Source organism: Coprococcus sp. RTP31081st1_H1_RTP31081_211007 (assembly GCF_040227275.1).
Lineage (GTDB): Bacteria > Bacillota > Clostridia > Lachnospirales > Lachnospiraceae > Coprococcus > Coprococcus aceti.
Window position 1 is genome coordinate 201258 of the sequence record NZ_JBEHVP010000006.1, and the last position, 22107, is coordinate 223364.

Consider the following 22107-nt stretch of genomic DNA (forward strand, 5'->3'; position numbering starts at 1 on the left):
TAACGGCAATAGGAAGAGAGATAGTATATGTCAGATATTAGGAACAATAGGAGACCTAAGAACAATAGGCGAGTAAATGGTGAGCAGAGAAAAAAAACTGCGGAGGCAGTGAATAGTGCAAGTTCAGTTGTTAGAACATCCGGAACAGATGAATCGAATGTTGGCTCGTGCGTAAAAACATCGATCCGGAATATGGCGAATGTTGATAAGGTCACACTTGTCAAAAATGAGAACTACCAGGTACTCATCGAGGACATGGGCAATGATGGAGAGGGCATTGGACATGTTCAGGGCATGACTGTATTTGTCAAGGATGCCGTGGTGGGCGATCTGGCGGAGGTGAAGATCGTCAAGGTGAAGAAGAACATAGCCTATGGAAGACTGATGAAGCTCATCACACCATCTCCATACCGTGTGGAGCCGGTGTGCGACAAAGCGAAGAGGTGCGGCGGATGCACCATGCAGCAGGTTTCCTATGAGCAGCAGCTCGAATACAAGTGGAACAAGGTGAAAAACTGTCTGCAGAGGATCGGCAAGATGGAGAACGTGGAAGCCATCATGGAAAAGCCAGCCTACGGCATGGACAAGCCATTCCACTACAGGAATAAAGCACAGTTCCCTGTCGGAAGGGACAAGAACGGCGATGTTGTCATCGGATTCTACGCTGGAAGAAGCCACGATATCATAGACACAGAGAGCTGCGCTATCGGTGCGTCTATAAATGACAAGATAGTTGCTATCGTCAGAAGCTTCATTGAGGACAATCACATATCAACCTACGATGAGGAGACCGGAAGAGGTCTGGTCAGACATATCCTTATCAGAGTCGGATTTACCACCAAAGAGATCATGGTGTGTCTTGTGACAAATGGCAACAAGCTTCCGCACAGCGAGGCTTTGATAGATGAACTGGTTAAGATAGACGGCATGACATCCATTTGCCTGAACGTCAACATGGAGAATACGAACCGGATACTCGGTGATAAGTGCATAACCCTCTGGGGACAGTCATACATCACGGACTATATCGGCGACATCAAATATCAGATATCCCCATTGTCTTTCTATCAGGTAAATCCTGTCCAGACAAATGTCCTGTACAACAAGGCTTTGGAGTATGCGGATCTGTCAGGCGACGAGACTGTGTGGGATATGTACTGCGGAATAGGAACCATATCCTTGTTCCTCGCACAGAAGGCAAAGAAGGTATACGGAGTGGAGATCGTTCCACAGGCTATAGATGATGCAAGACACAACGCCGAGATCAACGGGATCACAAATGCAGAGTTCTTTGTCGGCAAGGCAGAGGAAGTCGTTACAGATATATATAAGAAAGGTGGCGACGGCTCCCACGCGGACGTCGTGGTCGTAGACCCACCACGAAAGGGCTGTGATCAGGTTCTTCTGGATACTCTGGTCCATATGGCGCCGGAACGTATCGTCTACGTGAGCTGCGACCCGGCAACCCTGGCTAGGGATGTGAAAATACTTCAGGAGAAGGGGTATGTGGCGAAGAAGGTGGCGGTCGTGGATCAGTTTTGCCATAGCGGGCATGTGGAGACGGTGGTACTGCTTTCCCACAAAAAGCCAGACGGACATATCAACGTAAAAGTTGAGTTTGGCGAGGGTGAGGGAAAAGTTCCGCTTGATAATATCGCTAAAAGAGCCGAAGAATATAAGCCCAAAGAACGAGTGACCTACAAAATGATAAAGGAGTACATAGAAGCTAAATACGGCTTCAAGGTACATACCGCATATATCGCAGAGGTAAAGAGAGATTTAGGCTTGCCAATGTACGATGCTCCTAATGCGGTAGAAGAATTGAAACAGCCGAGGAAACATCCGACAGCGGAAAAGGTAGAAGCAATCAAAGATGCTTTGAAATATTTTGGGGTTATTTAATAGGTAGCCTGTTTATAGAATATCACATGGATTAGTAAAGCAAATAAATGATGGAAAGGGTGAGGATTATGGGTGGAAAAGAAGCATCACGGGGATTTTTATACCAGGGGTTTGCTTCAGTATTAGAGGCCTTAACTGATAAAGGTAACTGGGATAAGATATATGTCGAATTTCCAACATCAAATGATAAGGTTGATATAGCATTAGAGCAGCAAAATCAAATTGTTAAATGCATACAAGTAAAATCAACGATAAATACTTTTACCAAATCAGACATCAAAATATGGCTAGATGACCTTATAAAGGATATAGAAAGTCCTGAATATGAATTATTTTTAATCGGGCAATGTGATAAGTCCGCCAACACATTTATAAAGTCAATCGAAAAGTATTATGGGAAAGTGCTTGATAAAGAAGCAAAATCGTCGCTAAATGGGTTTGATACAGATTTGCTTGATAATAAGAGAATACGGTTTTTTATTTTGCCGTTTGAAATAGAAGTTTTAGAAAAAATTGTAAGAGATTCGTTGCATCAGTATATTTCAGATAGCAATCAAATGATGACGTTTGACCAAATTAGGTTTATTGCTTCAGCGACTGTAAATGATCAGATGATTTCTTCAACACATGGTAAAGGTATTGATAGAAAAGACTTTGATGAAGAAATGGAAAAACGCATTTTTCTTGTTGCCGATAAGTATTCCCCTAAAAGAATATCTATTGGTGTGAAAAGCTTTACCCGTGGAGCAGAAAACTTGGAAAAAGACACAGAGAGTTGTTTATCATTCATTAATAAGTTTGATGGTCGCAATATAAAGGGTGAATACGATTGGAACAAAGATATTTATAGAAATTTGGAGGAATTTTTGCTCACAAATACAAGCAACAAGTATGCATATCAAATATTTTTAGATACACATGCGTCTATAGCCTTTGCAGCAGGAAGAATTCTTGATAGTAAATCAGGTATCAACGTATTTCCGATACAAAAATCGTCGACCAATGGCACTGTATTATGGGATGTGAAACTGTCATCTAAAAGGAACTATACTAATTGGGATATTTCCCACGAAAAGTTTAATGAGAATCAATATGATTCTGCATTAGTATTAAATGTCACTCGTAACATTTACAATGACGTGGTAAAATTCATAAAAGAAAACAATCTATCAATTGGATGTATCATTAATTGTATGCCAAGCGATGTTGGTGCTACAAATTTTTCGATAGAAGATGGAACACATGCAACTGCTTTAGCTAATTCAGTTTATAACGCTATTGGCAGAAGAAGCACTGTGGAACGGCGTGCAACACTACATATTTTTGCTGCTGCTCCAAATGCATTTATGTTTTTCTTAGGTCAAAATTCAGTTGGATTTGGCAAATGTATTCTATATGAATATGATTTTGAGCAAAGGAATTCTTGTACATATTCACAATCAATAAGTTTTACTAATTAATGGAGGATTATTTATGTCTACTGTACCGTCATATTTTAAAGATTTTCTATCTAATATTCGTTTGTCTGACAATCAAGTGAAGGATTTGAAAACAGGGCATACGACATTAAGAAGGAGATTAGAGGAAGATGAAACATTATCAAAGATTATTATTAGTACTTTCTTACAGGGAAGTTACCGACGTTCCACAGCAGTAAAACCCCAAAACGGCAATAAATCAGATGTCGATGTAATTGTTGTAACGAAATTAGACTCTGAAGAGTTTACACCAGAGGAGGCTTTGGATTTATTTGTTCCATTTTTAGAAAAACATTATAAAGACAAATATAGAATTCAAGGCAGGTCAATTGGTATAAGTTTAAGTTATGTTGATTTGGATATCGTACCTACTTCTGCACCTAGTGAAAGCGAAACAGGAGTACTTCAAGATGAGGCGATTATTTCGGAATATACAATTGAAGATTTCCAACAAAAGTTACTTACAAAATCGTTCAATAATGACTTACTTAAAAGTGCATATAACATATTTTATAAATCAGATAACGAACCTCAATGGAAATCCGAACCGTTGCTAATTCCTGACCGTGAAGCGGAAAAATGGGATAAAACACATCCACTTGAGCAAATTCGATGGACGGTTGAAAAAAACAAGAATTGCAATACCCACTATATAAATGTTGTTAAGGCATTGAAGTGGTGGCGCAAAACACAATATCCAGATATGAAACATCCCAAGAGTTATCCGTTGGAACATTTTATTGGTGATTGTTGTCCAGATGATATTAAAAGTGTTGCCGAAGGTGTTGTATTAACTCTTGAAAATATCGTTTCCCAATACACTAATAAACCTTTTTTAGCTGATAGAGGCGTTCCTGAACATGATGTTTTTGCACGAATTACAGATGAAGAATATTCTGATTTCTACGATACGGTTTGTGATGCTGCTAAAATAGCTCGTGAAGCTTTTGATTGTGAAGAATTATATGATAGTGTTTGCAAATGGAGAGAGCTATTTGGTAATGAATTTCCACCAGCTCCAAAGCCATCAAAATCTAATTCTTCAACGGGATTTACAACCCGTACTGAAAAATCGGCAGCCATTCCAGAAGGAAGATTTGCATAGATGGAGTCAAAACAAATTCTTGATAAATTAAATCAGGCTCGAAGGGCTTTAGATTCATTATCTCAAGTTGAGATAATGGATGAGTGGCAATTTGATAATGAATTAAATGTTTGGTATTTACACTTAAGTATTGTGATTGAATGTGAAACACCATATTTCCCTCAGAAATCTCAATGGTTTTTCGTTGTTGGATCCGAATACCCAAAGGGAAAAATTAAAGTATATCCAGACGTCGAAAACAGTATAACGGTTACATTGTATCATCAAGCTAACAACTCCAAAATTGAAAGAAACGGATTGTGGAGAAAAGGAGCATTATGCCTTGAGGTGAATACAATACCTAATTATCAATCGGAACCATATAGTGTAGATGAACGCTTGTTGTATCATGCAAAACGAGCAATTTGTTGGCTAGAGCTAGCGGCAAAAGGAAAATTAGTTACAGAAAGCGAGCCATTTGAGCTGCCCGAATTTTCTATGAGCAATATTTTAGAAATGCAGTTTGCTTTCTCGGAAGATGTGGTTACCTTCATGCAATGGGAGAGTGTCGAATGTCGGTATGGAATAGCAGAATTAGATGTGTATAAAAGTAAACCATTTGTATACTATGTTAAGGTGTTTAAATCGCTAAGTAACAACATCCAGCATTATACAGAATGGGGAAAATATCTTTCAAAAACAATTATATCACCTCCCATTATTGCCCCGTGGATACTTATGAATCAGATCCCAGTTGTTAATGAGTGGCAAGCACCAGAAACATTTGGCGAATTGTTAGTTGCCTGTGAAAAACAACATATTAATATAATGTGTATCCTTCAAAATATTGTCTCAAAAATTCGGGACGGAAAACGGCATTTGCTTTTAATTGGTTTCCCTGTTCCCCGAATTTTTGGTGGAGACCCCGAGATAATTTCTTGGAAAGCTCTGTATTTACCGACTGTATCATATGGCAAAAGGACAGCAAAAGGATTCAGAAATAATCAACAGGGATGGTGGATGCGTGATAGATGTGAGGTATTCACTAAAAATGCAAAATTGGATTGGATTGTTTCAGAAAATTGGAACCAACACGAAATATCTCAACGAGGTAAAATGAGCGACCTGTTACTAAGAAAAAGAATATTGCTCATTGGAGCAGGCTGCATTGGAGCATCAATCGCAGAAATATTTGTAAGAGCAGGAGTATATAATATTACTATTGCAGATTCAGATATATTTGAAGTCGGGAACTTATCCCGCCATATCTTAAATCTAAATAATATTGGTGAATTTAAAGAATTATCGGTATGTAATTATCTTAACTCCCTAAATCCACACGCAAATGTTAAAGTTATAAATGATACTCTTTCAAATGATGACTCTTTTAAAACAAATATTGATTTGGATAGATATGATGTTATTGTTGATTGTACTGGGGAAAATAATGTACTTGATATTCTTCAAAGAACTAATTTTAAGAGAACCCATATTATAGCTTCAGTCTCTGTTGGATTGGGTGCAAAACGATTATATGTTACACTGATGAATGGTAACACTTTTAATTTTAATGCTTTTTATGATTTGATTTCCCCGTACCTACAGGCAGAAAAAGTCTTATATGATGATTACGACTTGCCAAGGAATGGAATTGGTTGCTGGCATCCGACTTTTCCTGGAAGAAGTGATGATATTTGGATTGCTGCTGCAACTTCCGTGAAGGTAATTGAAAATTACATTATATCAAAATCTCAAAAGACGCTTTCACTCATTTACGAGCAAAAAGAGAGCGATGGGATATTTGAAAGCTATGAGGTGGTGGAGAAAAGAGAGAATGGATAATTTGCTTTTTCAAGATAAGAATCAATCATATACTGTAAAGTTCGACACAAAGGCTTATGAACAAATGCTTTATTATTGTGCTATTTCTAATCCTTATGAAACAGGGGGCATTTTAATTGGAAATTATTCTTCCAACCAAGCAATAGCCAACATTTTGCAAATAACACCACCACCCAAAAATTCTAGACATTCAAAGTGTACTTTTTATAGGGGTATAGATGGATTGAAAAGAATTTTAGACTTGGCATGGAACCAAGGCCAGTATTATTTAGGAGAGTGGCACTATCATCCAAATGCATCGTCGGCACCAAGTAATATTGATAAAAATCAAATGATAGTTTTATCTCAAGACCAAAAACTAAAATGTCCAGAACCTATATTAATTATTGTTGGAGGTTATCAAGACAGTTGGAATATAAATGCTCGGTTATTTGTTAATAAGCAAGAAATTATTCTCAATAAGCGGTAGCACTAGCCTCTTGATAAGACGCAGATTTTTGTGTCAAATTATAAGCTGTACTTGTCGAGTGAGGAAGAATTATTACGAGGATTGAAACAGGAGTATCAATCGTTAGAAGCGGAAAAGATGGAAGAAGATAATGATACTAAAGTAATGGAAAAAAGTAATTGTGCCATAGGCTGTTGCACAATTAGTATGGTGCAAAATTAGTACCATCCATGATTTTGTGGGAAAAGGCTGCACGAACGGTATTAGTACTGTAAAAATATTGTCCAGATATCCATAGTTTTGTGGGGATATAATTTGAATTTGTACGCATGTGGAGAGTGTAGTATTGATGTCAAGGGTGAAATAGAAACTATGGAAGAATGGCTTAAAATAAGGCTTTCAAGTACTTTTGATACTTGGGTTATTCGTTTATGTCTTATATAGAATGCTTAACTCGGGAACATATCTGTACAGTAAATGTTTCCATTGGAGTGTAGGCTTGAAGATACATTATGGATAAATCGTAGGGTTGTAGCTACGGAATAGATATCATAATGGTTTTGAAGTGAAATCGAAGAAAGAGAAAAGATGCGATGAGAACAATGTTATTAAGTTTCAAGGCAGATGTCTATAAGAGGGTATTGTCAGGAGAAAAAATATATGAACATAGACGTGTTTTCCCTAATGAAACGGTTAAAGCTTATTTATATGTGAGTGCACCTGTTAAGGCAATTGTCGGTATTATGACATTAAGTAACAAGGTCATGATAGAGTCTTGGAAGGAAAAATATTCGTATGATAAAGCGGCTGTTGAACGGATAGATAATTATTTGAAAATGCATACGGTGGCGATGGAAATTACAAATTTTCAAAATACAAATATGATTCCGCTGGAACAACTTAGAAATGATCTTCCAGGGTTTGTTGTTCCACAGATGTATTATTATATTGAAGATTCCCTGTTACTTGAATATCTTGAAAATAATTTGAAACCAGAAGGTGATTTGATTAAACATTCTTTTAAAAATATTACAAGTGATATGATATGCACTCACTAAAGTAAACAAATATGTAACTTGAAAACAGATATGAAAAATAGTATAATGGGTCTATAAAAATTTTCGAAAAGGAAAATAGCACAAACCAATGATTGATACTAATAATTTGCTTACTGCAGGTGAGGTTGCAAAAAAATTAAAAGTGACTGTTCAATCTGTGAGACTACTTATAAAAAATGGTATGCTTAATGCTGAAAGAGTTGGAAACCAATGGTTGACATCCATCGAAGACTTAAATGAATACATAGAAAAAAATGACGTGGTAATTGAACCGGATGATCATGAGCGGTTGAGTGACGATATTCCGGAAATAGTCGCATTGAGTTTTTTCTCAGGAGCGATGGGATTAGATATTGGAATGAAAAATGGTGGGATAGATGCTTTGTTAGCTTGTGAGTTTAATAAGGCTTGCAGAATGACTATTGCCAAAAATAAACCTGAAATTGGACTGATAGGAGATATTACAGATTTTACAGCAGAAGAGATTCTGAAAATGGCTAAGATACCAGAAGGAAGAAAGGTTGATGTGATTTTTGGTGGACCACCATGTCAGGCATTTAGTACAGCTGGGAATCGAAAGGCATTTGATGATGAACGAGGAAATGTTTTTCTAAAGTATTTAAGTATTATTTCGGAAATAAAACCAACATATGTTGTTATTGAAAATGTTAGAGGCCTATTGTCAACTCCTTTTAAGTATAAAGACATTGAAGAACCTATTAAAGGGGGCGCAATGATGATTATTCTTGATAAATTGAAAGAAATTGGCTACACGGTTTCATTTAATTTATATAATGCTGCGTATTTTGGGGCTCCACAAATTAGAGAGCGTGTAGTTATTATTGGAAAACTAGGTGGAGGTAAAGTCAGTTACCTTCAACCTACACATAATGAAGAAGGAACTGATGGATTGAAAGCATGGCGTACATTGAGAGATGCGTTTGATGATAATCTTCCAATGAATGTAGAACATCATTTTATTGAGTTTCCAGAGAAAAGATTAAAATACTATCGAATATTAAAAGAAGGACAATATTGGAAAGATCTTCCGTTAGACTTACAGAAGGAAGCTTTGGGAAAATCATTTTATTTGGGTGGTGGAAAGACAGGATTTTTAAGAAGATTATCATATAGCAGACCATCACCAACATTGGTTACTAATCCAACAATGCCAGCTACTGACTTGGCTCATCCAACAGAGGACAGACCATTAAGTGTTGAAGAATACAAGAGTATTCAAGAGTTCCCAGAAAGTTGGAAAGTTTGTGGTGGTATTTTGGATCAGTATAAGCAAATTGGTAATGCTGTTCCAGTAAAATTAGGTGAGGCAATTGCAAAAACTATTATTGATGATATGAACGGAATAAAGTACGAAAATACAGGTTTCTCGTATTCAAGATATAAGAACACCGATGAGATTTCATGGATGCAATTCATGAAAAAAGAAATGGAAAAAAGTAGAAAAAAATAGTATTTAATACAATGTTGTGGCAACCGTCATAGTGATTGGTTGCCACAAAATGTTTTATTCTTCAGAAATGATATCAGAATTAGCCCTGATAATTTGTTTTAGAAAATTTTGATAATCGTCTTCAGTCATTTTACAATTTGGTTTAATATCTGTAATAACATGTGAATTAATTATATCATTAAGTATATCCCATTTGTATGCTGGTAATATTTTGCCATTGCTTTTCCGAGAACCAAGACGATACCACTTTTCTATAGTAGTTCCCTTACGTACTTTGCTAGATGAACTGTTTTCGGTGTTGTTTTTATTTTTAATCTGTAAAAGTACGCTTCCATCAACTGAGCAAAAATCAATTGCTTGAAGAACGGTTCCGTTACACCATACCCAACCATACTTCTGTATATTATTGTTAATGTATTCTTCTAATAAGTTACCCTGAATATTTTCTGCACTCATAAAAAGATTGTGATATACTAGCATACGTTTTATTTGTTTTTTTTCTTCTCCAGTAGCATAGTATACGATATTTTCTAAAGCAGGATCATTGCAACTTCCTTTAGGAGATGCCTTTCTTTTGCTAGGTGGGTTTTGGGTAGCATCTACATAGCATTTAATCCATTTTTCTATGTAATCAGAACAAGATGATGCAGAACGAATATTGGGAAACAAAGCTAAATCCTCACTCTGTAAACCTACATTAAATATTATTCTTAATTCTTTTGAGTAAGGGTTGTTGGCAATTTTTTCATTAAATATTTCACTAATCTTTTCGATTGATTTTTCAAATTTATTAAGTGATGGCATATGCATTACCTCCTGATCTTATTTTTTACAGTTATTATATTACAATTATTACATATTTACAATAAAGTGTGTTTTGACAATGTTTTAAAGAGGTATGTGAAATAAATAGCTTGCTATTATGTGCCTTCAGAGTGATATATGTACATACCAAAAAAATCATAAGGAGGTACAAAACATGGTACTACATTTTTATGTAACAAAGGACAAACGAAAAGCTATGGTTCAGGCAATCGAGAAGGAAATCGGGGGTAAGGCAAAATACCTCGGAGTTCCTTCTTGCGCCTACGAAATTGGGAACTTTACGGTAGGAAAGAATGGCGAATTGGAATTCGGAGATTTTGATGACCTTGATGAGATTGCACCGATTGTTGATGCCTGTGTTTTGGCAACAGGGGTCAGCCCGGCAGAATGGAACAACAATGAAAAGGGGGCAGAAGAACCCGACAGTGAGCCGAATAAAGGGGCAGAAACGGGCGAGAGCCTTGGACTTACGGTTTCCATACCACTTGAAAAAGTGGACATGGGAAACTTAATAAGCCTGCTTGAAGCAAAAGGCGAACTGATAAAGAAAGCCTTGGGAATCGAGAATGTTCACATTGAAGAAAAAGACGAGGTTGTAAACTTCCCTTGGTTTGAAGCGGTAAAGCCGGAAGAGGCACTTGCCTACACTAAATTCATATCAGCCATTTGCGAGATGAGTAAAAAGCAGAAGAGAGTGACCGCAAAGCCAAAGGAAAATAAGAATGAGAAATACGCATTCAGATGTTTCCTTTTAAGGCTTGGGTTCATCGGTGATGAATTCAAGGCAGACAGAAAAATCCTTCTTTCAAAACTGGATGGCTCGGCTGCATTCAAGGCAGGAGCGAAGAAAGGGGGCGAGCAGTAATGTTTTTCCCACCAAGAGATGTTGTAAATAAGGTAAAGGAACAGTACCCGGCGGGTTCAAGAGTGGAACTTATTTCCATGAACGACCCATACTGAGATATTCCAAGTGGCACGAAGGGAACTGTTACAGAGGTGGATGACACAGGTACAATCCATGTGCATTGGGACAACGGATGCTGCCTTGGGGTTGTCTATGGAGAGGACTCCTGCAGAAAACTGAATACCGTGAAAGTCATCTGCTATAACGATGAGGAAGTATGGGACAGCCGGGAGGAGGCTTTGGAATTTTATATGAAAGCAATGGCGGGTTCCGAAGGAAGTGAGCAGGAACGATATGCCAAGATTGTGGCGGAACTTGCGATGGGAAAGGCTGTCTGCACGGATGGAGAAGAGTAGAAAACCACTGGAAAGATACACAATAAAAGGTGTGTATCTTTCCAGTAGTGGTATTCCAATTTATGTGCTTTAGAGTGATATATGTACACAACGAAAGCGAATACTTTTCAGGAGGTACATAGAATGAGCGAGAAAATCACAAACCAGATTGCAGAAATGAAAAAGCAGACCATCCTACAGAGAAGATGGACATAAACGAATTGGTGGAGCTGATGGTTGAGACCATAGCGGTTAAACAGACATTAATCCGTATCAATAAATATGATTTCCCATATGATGTTGTTCGGAGCAGATTGGAGAAGATAGATTTTCATACGATGGAGTATGTGCTGGAATGCCTTCGCAACAATACTACAAAGGTACGCAACATACGAAGCTATATGCTCACGACACTGTATAATGCTCCTGTAACATGTAGTAATTACTATAAAGCAGAAGTAAACCATGACTTCTATGGTAAGTAACGATTCATAGCTGCTGGAAACAGCAGTTGACTATATATTTTTCGCCTTCCTTTCCTTTTGAGGGGCAGGAGGCACACCTGCCTCTCGTTTTAAGGAGATTGCTGCAAGCATGATTCTTTGATATAATCAATGCAACAGTTTTACAAATCGGAATTTAGCGACGAGGTGAATAATATGGAAAAATGGGGAATGTTTGAATTTAATTCGCCTTATTTTGGAGAAATTATAGAGAAAATAAATGACGTGGTATTGCCAAACGATTACATAGAATTGATGAAAAAACATAATGGTGGTGAAGGCGATATTGGTGAAACCTGGCTTATATTATATCCGTTGGAAGAATTGCAAGAAATAAATGATGATTATGAAATTGAAGAAATTTTGCCGGGTCACATTATTATTGGCTCAAATGGTGGTGGTGAACTTTATGGAATTGATAATAAGGGAAACTACTTTAATGTACCAGTGCCAATAGATGAAGATGATGTTGCTTTGCTTGGAACGGAGATAGAATTACTTCCAGATAAAATTAATGCACTATGGGAGTAGATTCTGTTGTTGGTTATATGACGAACAGATCATAAGCTTTGAAGTTGTAGAGAGGATTAAATTATGGGATTACTTGATAAATTTAAAAGAGTTGAAAAGAAAGCGGATAATAGAAAATTTCCGTTTGAAGATAGTCCTGACACTGCCTGCATTACCTGCTACCATGTGTTGGAGGGGTATAAGCCTATATTATACGTTTCTCACGATGAGGACGGGTATTGGCAGTTTTTATGCGGCGAAAACCATAAGGAAGAAGATGCGAGAGTGGTTTCCTTAGGTGAAATTTTAAGCATAGATGAATCGATGAGGGATTTAGCAGTGTTAGATTACGGTCAATATGCAACCTCAGAAAGTGTTGAAGGTAATTGGACGGTAAAATATAAAAATTAGTAAATACCTAAGTTCGTCCAAATAATTTTACCGGGCAAAATGTAACGGAGGGTTACTATTATCTGTTATAAGTGTTATTTTTGTGATAGTAGGAATTATAATAGTTGATAATAAAGATAATTGATATTGAAGACAGATTTCCAGTTGAAAGAGTAAATAAACTGTTGAATGACAGAGAATAAACTTTGAAGTTTCACATGGGTTATTAGGAGAAAAAATGGAAAATATTTTAAGTGTTGAAGAAACGAAAACAAGATTAATATGTGAGTTGTCAACAGTAACTGGCTTTAAGTATTTAAAAAGTGGTATTTTGAAGAAAACAGTAAAAGACATTGTGTTTGAAATAAACTTTTTCTCGTCAAAATGGAATGCATCTGGGCAGAGTATTGAAGTAAATGCCGATTTGAGGATTATTTATAAAAAATACGGAAAATTACCAGTTGACAATGTAATAGCATCTATGAGTTATAATCCCAAAGATGGGTATTGGTATGATATATCAACGGAAAGTAAATTGCTTGAAACGAAGAATATATTAGAAAAAAGATTTCGAGATACTGCAATGGATTTGGTAAAAAGATTTGATGAAGATTATAATGCAGCTATACGATATCTTTTCTTTGAAGGGTTTGAAAAATATAATGTGTATCTTGACTTTGTGGCAGATAATTTAGGTCAGGAAATAATTAAAGATAAAGCACAACAAATATATGAGGGTTTATCTGACGAATGTAAAGAACAGGTTATTCAATATCAAAATGGGGCAAGGAATAAATCATGGATGTTAAATAGATGTAATTTAAAATATATTGTGGATAATAACTTGTTCCACTAAGAAGAAAGTAAAATCGGAATTTGATGAGGTATTGGTAGAATGGTAGAAGTTAAATTTTATGACAATGTCGCAGATGAACTTTTGAAGTTTGCAGTAATAATATCAAAAACAGACAACAAGTGGGTATTCTGTAAACACAAAGAAAGAGAGACTTATGAAGTGCCAGGCGGTCACAGAGAACCTGGAGAAAGTATTTTTGAAACAGCCAAAAGAGAATTACAAGAAGAAACAGGGGCAATTGATTTTAAAATTGAACCAATATGTGTGTATTCTGTTAAAGGAAAGACACGAGTAAATGAAAATATTGATGATGAAACTTTTGGAATGTTATTTATTGCAGACATTAGCTCATTCGTGGAATTACATTGTGAGATTGAGAAAATATTGATTTCAGATAAGTTAGTTGATAATTGGACATATCCTTTAATTCAACCTATATTGATTGAAGAAGCAAAAAAAAGAGGCTTTATATAAAAATCAAGATAAGCAACGGAAACTTTCAGTTTGCCAACTTGCCCCTTGAGAGAGGAGAAATCCTTTTCTCAAAGGGTTTTTTCTATTTATACGGATATTCGCAAACTACAAGATAAAGCCAAAACTTCATATACTCTAAGCACAAGGAGGTTGAGGTTTGGCTATGAACAACAGTTTAGCAGAAGTACACCCGGAGCTTGTTTCGGAGTGGTCGGAGAAGAACTTACCGCTTACACCTGATGACATTACTTTCGGTTCAAATAAAAAAGTATATTCTGTAAATTAGGACTTCGTATTTGTAACAGCTTTGCTGATTTCAGTGGAAAGCCGAGTTCTGATAATGATATTCAATTGATGGTTTATTCCATACGGGAATAAATCTTCATCAAATCTTTATTTTTTTCTGTTAGGTTATATTTCAGTAAGAAATGAAATATAGAAGGAAGGATAGTAAAGATGGAAATGATGTTACAGACACAAAATCTATGTAAATATTTTAGAAAACAGAAAGCGGTAAATAATGTTTCACTTAATATCGAAAAGGGACAGATTTATGGACTGCTTGGACCGAATGGCGCTGGTAAATCTACCACATTGAAAATGCTGACCGGTATGATGAAACCAACTGCAGGAAAGATTTACTTTGATGGAAAACTTTTGGATAGGAAAGATTTATCAAAAATAGGAGCGTTAATTGAAAATCCGCCTATTTATGAAAATCTTTCCGCCAGAGAGAATTTGAAGGTAAGACAATTATTGCTTGGTACAGATGAAAACAGAATTGATGAGGTCTTGCAGATTGTATCACTTACAAACACCGGAAAGAAGAAAGCAGGACAGTTTTCTTTGGGGATGAAGCAAAGACTAGGCATTGCAATGGCATTGCTTGGAGAACCGGAACTTTTGATATTGGATGAACCTACGAATGGATTAGATCCAATAGGCATCGAGGAATTACGAGAGCTGATCCGGTCTTTTCCGGAACAGGGAATCACTGTAATTCTCTCCAGTCATATTCTCTCAGAGGTACAGTTACTTGCAGATAAAGTCGGGATTATTTCAGGTGGAATCTTAGGATACGAAGGAGCATTAAAGCAGGGAGATAATCTTGAAGACTTGTTTATGAATGTGGTAAGAAAAAACCAGAAAGCAGGTGAAATCCATGGTTAATATTATAAAAGCAGAACATCAAAAAGCCAAAAGAACCATGCGAAAAAAGTTTATCTGGGGATTTCCTCTTCTTACATTTGTCATGGCATTTATATTTACTTTTGGGATGACAAATGCTTATGCAGAAAGTGTTTGGAACTGGTGGTATACACTTTTGCTGCCGGGGATGATTGCTCTATTTTGTTATCTTTCTGTGGCGCAGGAGAAAAAGATAAAATACTATCATTTAATGACTATTCCCACAGACAGAAGAAAATTGTTGCTGGGGAAAATTATTTATATTGGGTACATGATTTTGTTTTCTAATGTGATTGTGTTTGCAGGAGCAACGCTTGGAGGCTTTCTTCTAACGACACATGTTCCAGTTGGAGGAGCGTTGATTGCAGTATTGTTTCTGACGGTTTCTGAGTTATGGGAGATTCCGGTAGCTTTATTTTTAAGTGAACGATTTGGAATGATTGTAAACCTGTTCGTCTGCCTATTTATTACCGTCAGCGGTGTGGTAATATCACAAACCAGAATCTGGTATGTACTTGTTTCTGCAATCCCTATGCGAATGATGTGCCCGTTGCTTCATGTTTTACCAAATGGACTTGCCGCAGAAGCAGGGAATCCTCTTTTGGATACGGGAGTCATTGTTCCGGGAATGTGTCTCTCAATCATCTGGTTTGTTTTTGTAACGGTTCTGTTTTTGAAATGGTTTGAGAGAAGAGAGGTGAAATAAGATGATTGGAAGATCTCTTAATGCAGACTTGCGAAAGATGAAAGGAACATCTGTGATTCTGGCACACTTACTGATTCCGATTATAACCAGCGTTATATTTTTAATATATTACTTTTTTTCACCATGGAATGAAAATATGAAAGTGATTGCATTTTATCAGGCAATAGGAGCAGGACTTCCGGTACTTATTGGAATTTTTACAGCAAGTGTGATGGAACAGGAACAAAATGCAGGTGATTTTCAAAATCTGTTGTCTTTACCGGATAAACCTGCAGCATTTTTATCGAAACTGTTGATGCTACTGGTTTTGTGTCTGTGCTCTATCCTATTGACAGCAATCATATTCGGAATTGGATTTGGAAAAATCGCATCAAGCGATATCGAAATCATGAAAGGATGTATATTTGCAGCATTGCTGCTGTGGGGAAGCAGTGTTCCACTTTATCTGTGGCAGCTGATTCTGGCTTTTCAGTTTGGAAAAGGGGTATCCATTGGAGCAGGGATTATATCAGGACTAATTAGTGCATTGATGCTTACCGGACTTGGAGATTATGTGTGGAAATATGTATTTGTCTGCTGGACGGGTAGAGTACCATATACTTATCTGCAATCTGTATTGGGAGAAACTAGTGTAGGTGAATGGTTGTCATTCATACCAGGTTGCTTAATATTTACAGGGATTAGTATGGTATACTATTTTTGGTGGGTAAACCACTGGGAAGGAAACAGAATATCGGAATAGAATCGAGGGAAACTATGGCAAAAATACTGGCAGTTGATGATGAACCGGCAATTTTGGAAATGATAGAAAGCATTTTGAATAAGGATGGACATCTGGTTACCAAAGTAAGTAATCCACTAAAAATTAATATGGAAGAATTACATCGTTATGACCTGATTTTACTGGACATTATGATGCCTGGAATTGATGGCTTCGAATTATGCAAAAGAATCAGGGCACTTGTGGATTGTCCGATTTTGTTTCTTACCGCAAAAACGGAGGAAAAAAGTCTGGTGAACGGACTTTCGTTGGGAGCAGATGATTATATTTCAAAGCCATTTGGAGTGATGGAACTTCGGGCAAGGATTCATGCACATCTTAGAAGAGAGCACAGGGAACATTCTGTCCGGATGGTTTTTGGGAGGGTCTGTATTCAAATATCTCAAAAGAAACTATTGGTTGATGATAAGGAACTTCCTCTTACGAAAGCGGAGTACGAAATTTGTGAATTCCTGGCTAAAAACAGGGGGCAGGTTTTCTCGAAAGAACAGATTTTAGAAGAGGTCTTTGGTTTTGACAGTGAGAGTAATGACAGTACCGTTATCACGCATATCAAAAATATAAGAGCAAAATTTGCGGATTATGATTATACACCGATAAAAACAGTCTGGGGGATTGGATATAAATGGGAAGAGTAAAGAGAAGCAATGCACTCAGCTGGATTTTTATGAGATATGTACTGGTCATGCTTGGATCATTAGTAGGTTTGGTGATTGTTGCTTGGCTGCTGCTGTACCTTTTGATTAGTGTGGGCTGTATCTATCCGGCGAATTATGCAGAGCAAAAGATTAATGAAGCATATGATACGATTTTACGTGCGGATAAAGTAACTGCTGAGATGATTCCTGCACTTTGTGATTATGTAATCTTTTCAGAGAATGGAGAGAAAATAGGTGGAGATCTGTCAGAACAATACGAACAGATAGCATGGAATGTTGCAAAGTACGGAAACGCATCCGGGAAATATTTTTATAAAGTAATTGTAAGGGAAAATGAATATGTTGTATTGCAATATCGCTTGACACCTCAATATCATTCAGCTTTTTTGAGGGAGCATTTTATAGGACCACAGAATGTGATGAGTATTATGTCAGTGATTGGAGCGGTAGCGATTATCATCATTCCGTCCATACGTTTTGGAAAAAGAATCAAAAAGCAGATGCAGCCTGTATTAGACGCAATCAGACAAATAAAGGATCAAAATCTGGAATATGAGACATCCTGTTCCGGTATCAAAGAGTTTGATGACTGTTTATCGGCAATCGATGATATGCGAGATGCATTGCGAGAATCTTTAGAAAAGCAGTGGAAAACAGAGCAGGAAAAGAAACAACAGATGTCTGCTTTGGCGCATGATATTAAAACACCTCTTACGATTGTACGGGGAAATGCAGAACTACTTTCAGAGACTGAACTGACCACAGAACAGAAGAATAATATCACTTATGTTTTGAACGGCACAACACAGATACAAAGTTATGTAAAACAGTTGATAGATGTCACAAAATCATGGAATTGCAGTGATGTTACCTATACAACGGTGAGGTTAGAAGATTTTTTCGCAGATATAAAGGAACAGGCACTCGGACTGGTAGAAATCTATCACCAGAAAATAGATTGGAAGGCGGGACAAAGTGATAAAAAGGTAACGATTGCTTATGATCCAATGTTCCGGGCCGTAATGAATATGATTCAGAATGCAGTGGAGCATACAAAAGAAAATGGAATCATTTATATTGACGCAAAGGAGCAGGATGGCCGGCTGACATTCATTGTGGAGGATAGCGGATCAGGATTTACAAAAGAAGCGTTATTGCATGGCACAGAGCAGTTTTTTATGGATGACACAAGTAGAAATGGCGAAGCCCATTATGGGATGGGACTATTTTTGGCAAAAACTGTGGCTGAAAAATATGGTGGAGGTATTAAACTTTCAAATTCTGAAAATACAGGTGGGGCGAGGGTAGAAATATTTTTCCTGAGTAGTCAAGAAACAAGCTAAATAGACCGCAATTAAGCTATGTAAAAGAAATTTTACATGCTTTTATCTAATATGTAAAAGTCTTTTGATAGACATTACTACTACGTTTGCTGTAATCTCATGGAAGAAGGAGGCATGACTTCTATGGTAAGTAACGATTCATAGCTGCTGGAAAAAGCAGTTGACTATATATTTTTCACCTTCCCTTCCTTTTTTAGGGGCAGGAGGACAAACCTGCCTCTCGTTTTAAGTGGATTGCTGCAAGCATGATTCTTTGATATAATCAATGCAACAGTTTTACAAATCGGAATTTGGAGGGGAATAACATGAATAGATTTGGTGTAAAGCTAATTCTTTCAATCGTTTCTTTTTTGGCAGTCAATATCTGGCTTATAGGTAAGGGTGTAGCAAAGGGCGCTGCTGACTTTTTCATATCTGCAACGGTTGAGGAAACAATACTATTTATCATTTTACAGCTATTAGTTGTACTGATATATTTTATATATCCTCTTACGGTAAAAAAATATAAAATCATTTACTGGTCTGTATCTGAAGCCTTAGTCATTATTACAGTTCTCTTTTGGGGAATATTTATTGTCGGTCCGATTTGGTTAAAATAAGCAAATTTGAAGTTGTATTATTGAATAAAATGGAGATTTTGATATGAAAGACAAGGCAAACAAGGGTTATTGGCAACGACTTGCAAAAATATATGCACCTTTGATGGAGTCAGATAAGAAGTTTTATAATGCAATCTGCGGATATATTAGAGATTATCTCAAATCTGATATGAATGTATTAGAATTAGCTTGTGGAACAGGGCAGCTATCTTTCCCATTGTCCGATTGTACTAATAGCTGGACGGCAACCGATTTTTCGGAAAATATGATTAAGCAAGCGAAAAAGAGAGGTACAACAGAAAAACTTAGTTTTTGCGTAGCCGATGCAACGGCACTTTCATATGAGAATGAAAATTTTGATTGTGTAGTAATTTCAAATGCACTGCACATTATGCCAGAGCCTGAAAAAGCAATGCAGGAAATTCGTAGAGTATTAAAAAAAGATGGTATTTTGTACGCACCAACCTTCTTATGGGCAGAGAAAAAATCAAGTGGTTTACGAAAGCGATTGATGTCTATTACAGGATTTAAAGCATACAAAGAATGGAACAAGGAAAATTTTTGTGAGTTTATTACGAATTATGGCTTTACAGTCGTCAAAGTGAATTTGGTGGATGGCGGTTTAGCTCCTGTTGGAGTTTTGATTGCGAAAAAAACTAATTATTAAATTTGAATTTCTCTCGCTGTCTGGTTTGATATAAAAATTTGATTATTTGAAAAAATCAAAAAATAACGTAGCGTGATATATTGCTTGTCACGCTACGTTATGTACTAATATGGACCTTGAAAGGAGGCAGGATATGTCATTATACACAACAGGAGAGCTTGCAAAGAAGTGCAACGTTTCAGTAAGAACGATTCAATACTATGATGAAAGAGGTATTTTGGTGCCAACAGATTTGACGGAAGGGGGACGAAGACTGTTCTCCGAAGAGGATGTTGCCACATTGGAAACGATTTGCTTTTTAAGAGATTTGGATATCTCTATAAAAGATATTGCTGAAATATTGGAATCTGATGAGTCAAAAAAGGTAATCGAACTTTTGCTTGATGAGCAAGAAAAAAATATTCAGGCGGATGTCAAGAAAAAAACGAAACAATTAGAAAATATTAAAGGCATAAGAAGTTCTTTGGCTTCTTTCAAGGATGGGTCGCAAAAAACAATTCATGACATATCATCGATTATGGAGGAAAAAGAAAAGTGGCAAAGAAATCAAAAAAGATAATCTGCCAGACAAGTGTAAGGGATGTCCTTACTACAGAGGAAATGGTTACTGTTTCCCATGTATGAAAGATTTGATGAAACCAGATAACAGTAAGTGTGATACTCAGAATGAAGGACTTATTAAATGCATGAGAGCAATCAATAGAGTGGCAGTTCAGCTTAAGAACAGAAAGATTGATGAATCAGACATTCAGGAATATATGATGACTGGTAAAACAAATCTTCCTAAAGAGTTCAAAGAGATTATGGACCAGCAGATACACGAATTTGTTGATAGAGTTTATAGATATCAGACAGAGTGTGGTTACAACCTTGATATGATGCCTGTCTACTTTGTAGGTGGTGGTGCAATCGTAATGAGAAACTTTGGCAAGTATCAGCAGAACAATATCCACTATGTGTTAGATGTTAGGGCAAATGCGAAAGGCTTTGAAACAATGGCAAGGATAGCTCTTAGAAGGATGGTAAGTGTGAGATTAGTGACTTATATCTTGGTAAGTACTATGTAAAGGAAATCGAGGCTTCTGAGGGATATCTTCTTGATGAGAAGGAACATGATATCGTATGCGATTATGAGGGAGATATGCTTCCACAGGTTCTTAGAAGCGGTAAATCAACAGAGCAGGTATTTAAGCAGCCATTCCAGTTAATTAAGGTATCTGATGATGGAAAGGAAACAGAAGCAGAATTGCTTTCTGGAGCAGGATTTACTGCTTATCTTAAGTCATCACTTCCTGTAAGAGCAGATGGCAGCTATGACTTTGATAAGGCAACACCAGTTGTAATCGGAGAAAATGGTAAGACTACAATCTTTACCGACAATAAGGGATATGCATGTTCTATTGCAATTCCATATGGAACTTATGTGGTACTTGAGACTGTAACACCACACAACATGGAAACAATCAAGCCATTTGAGGTAACTGTAAGAGAGAATAATCCTACAAAGCCTCAGGTTTGGAGAATCTTCCTTGATCGTGAGTTTTCTGCAAAACTTCGTATCATTAAGAAGGATGCATATACAGGAAAGACAGTTCTTATTCCTAACACAGAGTTTAAGATTTATAACCTTGATAAGAAGGAATATGTGTCTATGACAACAACATATCCATCAAAGGTTATACACACTTCATTCTTCACTGATGAGGATGGAGATTTGATTTTACCAGATGTGTTAAATGTTGGTAATTATCGCATTGAAGAGATTGCTGCACCATATGGCTATGTTCTTAATGAGAACTATGTAGAAGTAGCTGTTGATTCAGATACTTTCTATGAGGTTGATCAGGACACATATGAGGCAATTATCACTATTGACTATGAAGACCAGCCAGAGTTCGGTGAGCTTACAATCATCAAAAAGGGTGAGGTGCTTGATGCGTATGAAGGTGGATTCTTTGCTGATTCAGACGAGAAGACATTTATCTATAGAGAGGGCACACTTGCTGGAGCGAAGTTTGAAGTTTATGCTGCCGAGGATATCTATACAGCAGATATGCAGTTAGATGAGAATGGTAACAGAACTA

General features: G+C 36.8%; 23 protein-coding genes and 3 pseudogenes. 25 read left to right on the forward strand and 1 reads right to left on the reverse strand.

Annotated features, from left to right (window positions below):
• Positions 1-27 precede the first annotated feature (27 nt).
• From rlmD to ABUA31_RS11085, 7 genes are all read left to right on the forward strand, one after another.
• Complete coding sequence (rlmD, locus tag ABUA31_RS11055) at positions 28-1902, forward strand: 23S rRNA (uracil(1939)-C(5))-methyltransferase RlmD (protein ID WP_349818560.1); 1875 nt, start codon at positions 28-30, stop codon at positions 1900-1902.
• Positions 1903-1970: 68 nt separating this feature from the next.
• Entirely contained in the window at positions 1971-3362 is a 1392-nt protein-coding gene (locus tag ABUA31_RS11060; protein WP_120123542.1) for an SAVED domain-containing protein, read from the forward strand.
• Positions 3363-3375: 13 nt separating this feature from the next.
• On the forward strand, positions 3376-4485 hold the full coding sequence (locus tag ABUA31_RS11065; RefSeq protein WP_120123478.1) for an SMODS domain-containing nucleotidyltransferase: 1110 nt from the start codon (positions 3376-3378) through the stop codon (positions 4483-4485).
• Positions 4486-6306, forward strand: coding sequence for a ThiF family adenylyltransferase (locus ABUA31_RS11070; protein ID WP_120123480.1), 1821 nt, complete (start codon positions 4486-4488; stop codon positions 6304-6306).
• Positions 6299-6775, forward strand: a complete 477-nt coding sequence (locus ABUA31_RS11075; protein WP_202192180.1) for a M67 family metallopeptidase — start codon at positions 6299-6301, stop codon at positions 6773-6775. Before ABUA31_RS11070 ends, ABUA31_RS11075 begins: the two co-directional genes overlap by 8 nt.
• Before the next feature lie 572 nt (positions 6776-7347).
• Positions 7348-7812 (forward strand): hypothetical protein, encoded by a 465-nt coding sequence (locus ABUA31_RS11080; RefSeq protein WP_173795852.1) that lies wholly within the window; start codon positions 7348-7350, stop codon positions 7810-7812.
• Between the two features lie 88 nt (positions 7813-7900).
• Positions 7901-9283 (forward strand): DNA cytosine methyltransferase, encoded by a 1383-nt coding sequence (locus ABUA31_RS11085; protein ID WP_055272223.1) that lies wholly within the window; start codon positions 7901-7903, stop codon positions 9281-9283.
• Between the two features lie 54 nt (positions 9284-9337).
• Here the strand turns inward: ABUA31_RS11085 and ABUA31_RS11090 are convergent, their stop codons facing one another.
• A complete protein-coding gene (locus tag ABUA31_RS11090; protein ID WP_349818559.1) occupies positions 9338-10087 on the reverse strand; it encodes a SinI family restriction endonuclease in 750 nt (249 codons plus the stop codon).
• Positions 10088-10262: 175 nt separating this feature from the next.
• Here ABUA31_RS11090 and ABUA31_RS11095 point away from each other — a divergent pair, with 175 nt between their 5' ends.
• From ABUA31_RS11095 to ABUA31_RS14400, 18 genes and pseudogenes are all read left to right on the forward strand, one after another.
• A complete protein-coding gene (locus ABUA31_RS11095; RefSeq protein ID WP_055272226.1) occupies positions 10263-10973 on the forward strand; it encodes a hypothetical protein in 711 nt (236 codons plus the stop codon).
• Positions 10973-11368: pseudogene (locus ABUA31_RS14395) on the forward strand (DUF4314 domain-containing protein). The gene ABUA31_RS11095 and the pseudogene ABUA31_RS14395 overlap by 1 nt, the downstream one beginning before the upstream one ends.
• Positions 11369-11541: 173 nt before the next feature.
• Positions 11542-11832 (forward strand): annotated as a pseudogene (locus ABUA31_RS11105) (DUF6017 domain-containing protein); the annotation flags it as partial.
• Between the two features lie 174 nt (positions 11833-12006).
• Positions 12007-12381: an SMI1/KNR4 family protein gene (locus tag ABUA31_RS11110; protein ID WP_015534763.1), complete on the forward strand. Its 375-nt coding sequence runs from the start codon at positions 12007-12009 to the stop codon at positions 12379-12381.
• Between the two features lie 63 nt (positions 12382-12444).
• Complete coding sequence (locus ABUA31_RS11115; RefSeq protein ID WP_117807256.1) at positions 12445-12771, forward strand: hypothetical protein; 327 nt, start codon at positions 12445-12447, stop codon at positions 12769-12771.
• Positions 12772-12988: 217 nt separating this feature from the next.
• Positions 12989-13606, forward strand: coding sequence for a hypothetical protein (locus tag ABUA31_RS11120; protein ID WP_117822033.1), 618 nt, complete (start codon positions 12989-12991; stop codon positions 13604-13606).
• Positions 13607-13645: 39 nt separating this feature from the next.
• The gene (locus tag ABUA31_RS11125) at positions 13646-14080 is read left to right on the forward strand and encodes an NUDIX hydrolase (RefSeq protein WP_008402203.1); all 435 of its coding nucleotides are present in this window, start codon (positions 13646-13648) and stop codon (positions 14078-14080) included.
• A 163-nt stretch (positions 14081-14243) separates the two neighbouring features.
• On the forward strand, positions 14244-14366 hold the full coding sequence (locus ABUA31_RS11130; RefSeq protein ID WP_243002964.1) for a zinc-ribbon domain-containing protein: 123 nt from the start codon (positions 14244-14246) through the stop codon (positions 14364-14366).
• Positions 14367-14536: 170 nt separating this feature from the next.
• Complete coding sequence (locus ABUA31_RS11135; protein WP_005609481.1) at positions 14537-15250, forward strand: lantibiotic protection ABC transporter ATP-binding protein; 714 nt, start codon at positions 14537-14539, stop codon at positions 15248-15250.
• The gene (locus ABUA31_RS11140) at positions 15243-15974 is read left to right on the forward strand and encodes a lantibiotic immunity ABC transporter MutE/EpiE family permease subunit (RefSeq protein WP_154314241.1); all 732 of its coding nucleotides are present in this window, start codon (positions 15243-15245) and stop codon (positions 15972-15974) included. Before ABUA31_RS11135 ends, ABUA31_RS11140 begins: the two co-directional genes overlap by 8 nt.
• Before the next feature lies 1 nt (position 15975).
• Positions 15976-16716 carry a lantibiotic immunity ABC transporter MutG family permease subunit gene (locus ABUA31_RS11145; protein WP_238050930.1) on the forward strand — a complete coding sequence of 247 codons (741 nt, stop codon included), beginning with the start codon at positions 15976-15978 and terminating at the stop codon, positions 16714-16716.
• A 14-nt stretch (positions 16717-16730) separates the two neighbouring features.
• Complete coding sequence (locus ABUA31_RS11150; RefSeq protein ID WP_161171318.1) at positions 16731-17393, forward strand: response regulator transcription factor; 663 nt, start codon at positions 16731-16733, stop codon at positions 17391-17393.
• Positions 17381-18757 carry a sensor histidine kinase gene (locus ABUA31_RS11155; RefSeq protein ID WP_349818558.1) on the forward strand — a complete coding sequence of 459 codons (1377 nt, stop codon included), beginning with the start codon at positions 17381-17383 and terminating at the stop codon, positions 18755-18757. The genes ABUA31_RS11150 and ABUA31_RS11155 overlap by 13 nt, the downstream gene beginning before the upstream one ends.
• 305 nt (positions 18758-19062) lie before the next feature.
• On the forward strand, positions 19063-19356 hold the full coding sequence (locus tag ABUA31_RS11160) for a hypothetical protein (RefSeq protein WP_004853536.1): 294 nt from the start codon (positions 19063-19065) through the stop codon (positions 19354-19356).
• A gap of 43 nt (positions 19357-19399) precedes the next feature.
• The gene (locus ABUA31_RS11165; protein ID WP_117551380.1) at positions 19400-20023 is read left to right on the forward strand and encodes a class I SAM-dependent methyltransferase; all 624 of its coding nucleotides are present in this window, start codon (positions 19400-19402) and stop codon (positions 20021-20023) included.
• Positions 20024-20156: 133 nt separating this feature from the next.
• Complete coding sequence (locus ABUA31_RS11170) at positions 20157-20582, forward strand: MerR family transcriptional regulator (RefSeq protein WP_173796746.1); 426 nt, start codon at positions 20157-20159, stop codon at positions 20580-20582.
• 61 nt (positions 20583-20643) lie between these two features.
• A complete protein-coding gene (locus ABUA31_RS11175; RefSeq protein WP_349818557.1) occupies positions 20644-21090 on the forward strand; it encodes a hypothetical protein in 447 nt (148 codons plus the stop codon).
• Positions 21057-21854: pseudogene (locus ABUA31_RS14400) on the forward strand (MSCRAMM family protein); the annotation flags it as partial. The gene ABUA31_RS11175 and the pseudogene ABUA31_RS14400, both read left to right, overlap by 34 nt.
• Between the last annotated feature and the right edge of the window lie 253 nt (positions 21855-22107).

Bases quoted from the DNA above. Each gene is read 5' to 3' on its own strand.
- ABUA31_RS11095 (WP_055272226.1), top strand. From the start codon at position 10,263: ATGGTACTACATTTTTATGTAACAAAGGACAAACGAAAAGCTATGGTT.
- ABUA31_RS11160 (WP_004853536.1), top strand. From the start codon at position 19,063: ATGAATAGATTTGGTGTAAAGCTAATTCTTTCAATCGTTTCTTTTTTG.
- ABUA31_RS11090 (WP_349818559.1), bottom strand. From the start codon at position 10,087: ATGCCATCACTTAATAAATTTGAAAAATCAATCGAAAAGATTAGTGAA.
- ABUA31_RS11175 (WP_349818557.1), top strand. From the start codon at position 20,644: ATGAAAGATTTGATGAAACCAGATAACAGTAAGTGTGATACTCAGAAT.
- ABUA31_RS11155 (WP_349818558.1), top strand. From the start codon at position 17,381: ATGGGAAGAGTAAAGAGAAGCAATGCACTCAGCTGGATTTTTATGAGA.
- ABUA31_RS11085 (WP_055272223.1), top strand. From the start codon at position 7,901: ATGATTGATACTAATAATTTGCTTACTGCAGGTGAGGTTGCAAAAAAA.
- rlmD (WP_349818560.1), top strand. From the start codon at position 28: ATGTCAGATATTAGGAACAATAGGAGACCTAAGAACAATAGGCGAGTA.
- ABUA31_RS11140 (WP_154314241.1), top strand. From the start codon at position 15,243: ATGGTTAATATTATAAAAGCAGAACATCAAAAAGCCAAAAGAACCATG.
- ABUA31_RS11120 (WP_117822033.1), top strand. From the start codon at position 12,989: ATGGAAAATATTTTAAGTGTTGAAGAAACGAAAACAAGATTAATATGT.
- ABUA31_RS11110 (WP_015534763.1), top strand. From the start codon at position 12,007: ATGGAAAAATGGGGAATGTTTGAATTTAATTCGCCTTATTTTGGAGAA.
- ABUA31_RS11070 (WP_120123480.1), top strand. From the start codon at position 4,486: ATGGAGTCAAAACAAATTCTTGATAAATTAAATCAGGCTCGAAGGGCT.
- ABUA31_RS11075 (WP_202192180.1), top strand. From the start codon at position 6,299: ATGGATAATTTGCTTTTTCAAGATAAGAATCAATCATATACTGTAAAG.
- ABUA31_RS11150 (WP_161171318.1), top strand. From the start codon at position 16,731: ATGGCAAAAATACTGGCAGTTGATGATGAACCGGCAATTTTGGAAATG.
- ABUA31_RS11170 (WP_173796746.1), top strand. From the start codon at position 20,157: ATGTCATTATACACAACAGGAGAGCTTGCAAAGAAGTGCAACGTTTCA.
- ABUA31_RS11165 (WP_117551380.1), top strand. From the start codon at position 19,400: ATGAAAGACAAGGCAAACAAGGGTTATTGGCAACGACTTGCAAAAATA.
- ABUA31_RS11125 (WP_008402203.1), top strand. From the start codon at position 13,646: ATGGTAGAAGTTAAATTTTATGACAATGTCGCAGATGAACTTTTGAAG.
- ABUA31_RS11080 (WP_173795852.1), top strand. From the start codon at position 7,348: ATGAGAACAATGTTATTAAGTTTCAAGGCAGATGTCTATAAGAGGGTA.
- ABUA31_RS11065 (WP_120123478.1), top strand. From the start codon at position 3,376: ATGTCTACTGTACCGTCATATTTTAAAGATTTTCTATCTAATATTCGT.
- ABUA31_RS11130 (WP_243002964.1), top strand. From the start codon at position 14,244: ATGAACAACAGTTTAGCAGAAGTACACCCGGAGCTTGTTTCGGAGTGG.
- ABUA31_RS11060 (WP_120123542.1), top strand. From the start codon at position 1,971: ATGGGTGGAAAAGAAGCATCACGGGGATTTTTATACCAGGGGTTTGCT.
- ABUA31_RS11145 (WP_238050930.1), top strand. From the start codon at position 15,976: ATGATTGGAAGATCTCTTAATGCAGACTTGCGAAAGATGAAAGGAACA.
- ABUA31_RS11115 (WP_117807256.1), top strand. From the start codon at position 12,445: ATGGGATTACTTGATAAATTTAAAAGAGTTGAAAAGAAAGCGGATAAT.
- ABUA31_RS11135 (WP_005609481.1), top strand. From the start codon at position 14,537: ATGGAAATGATGTTACAGACACAAAATCTATGTAAATATTTTAGAAAA.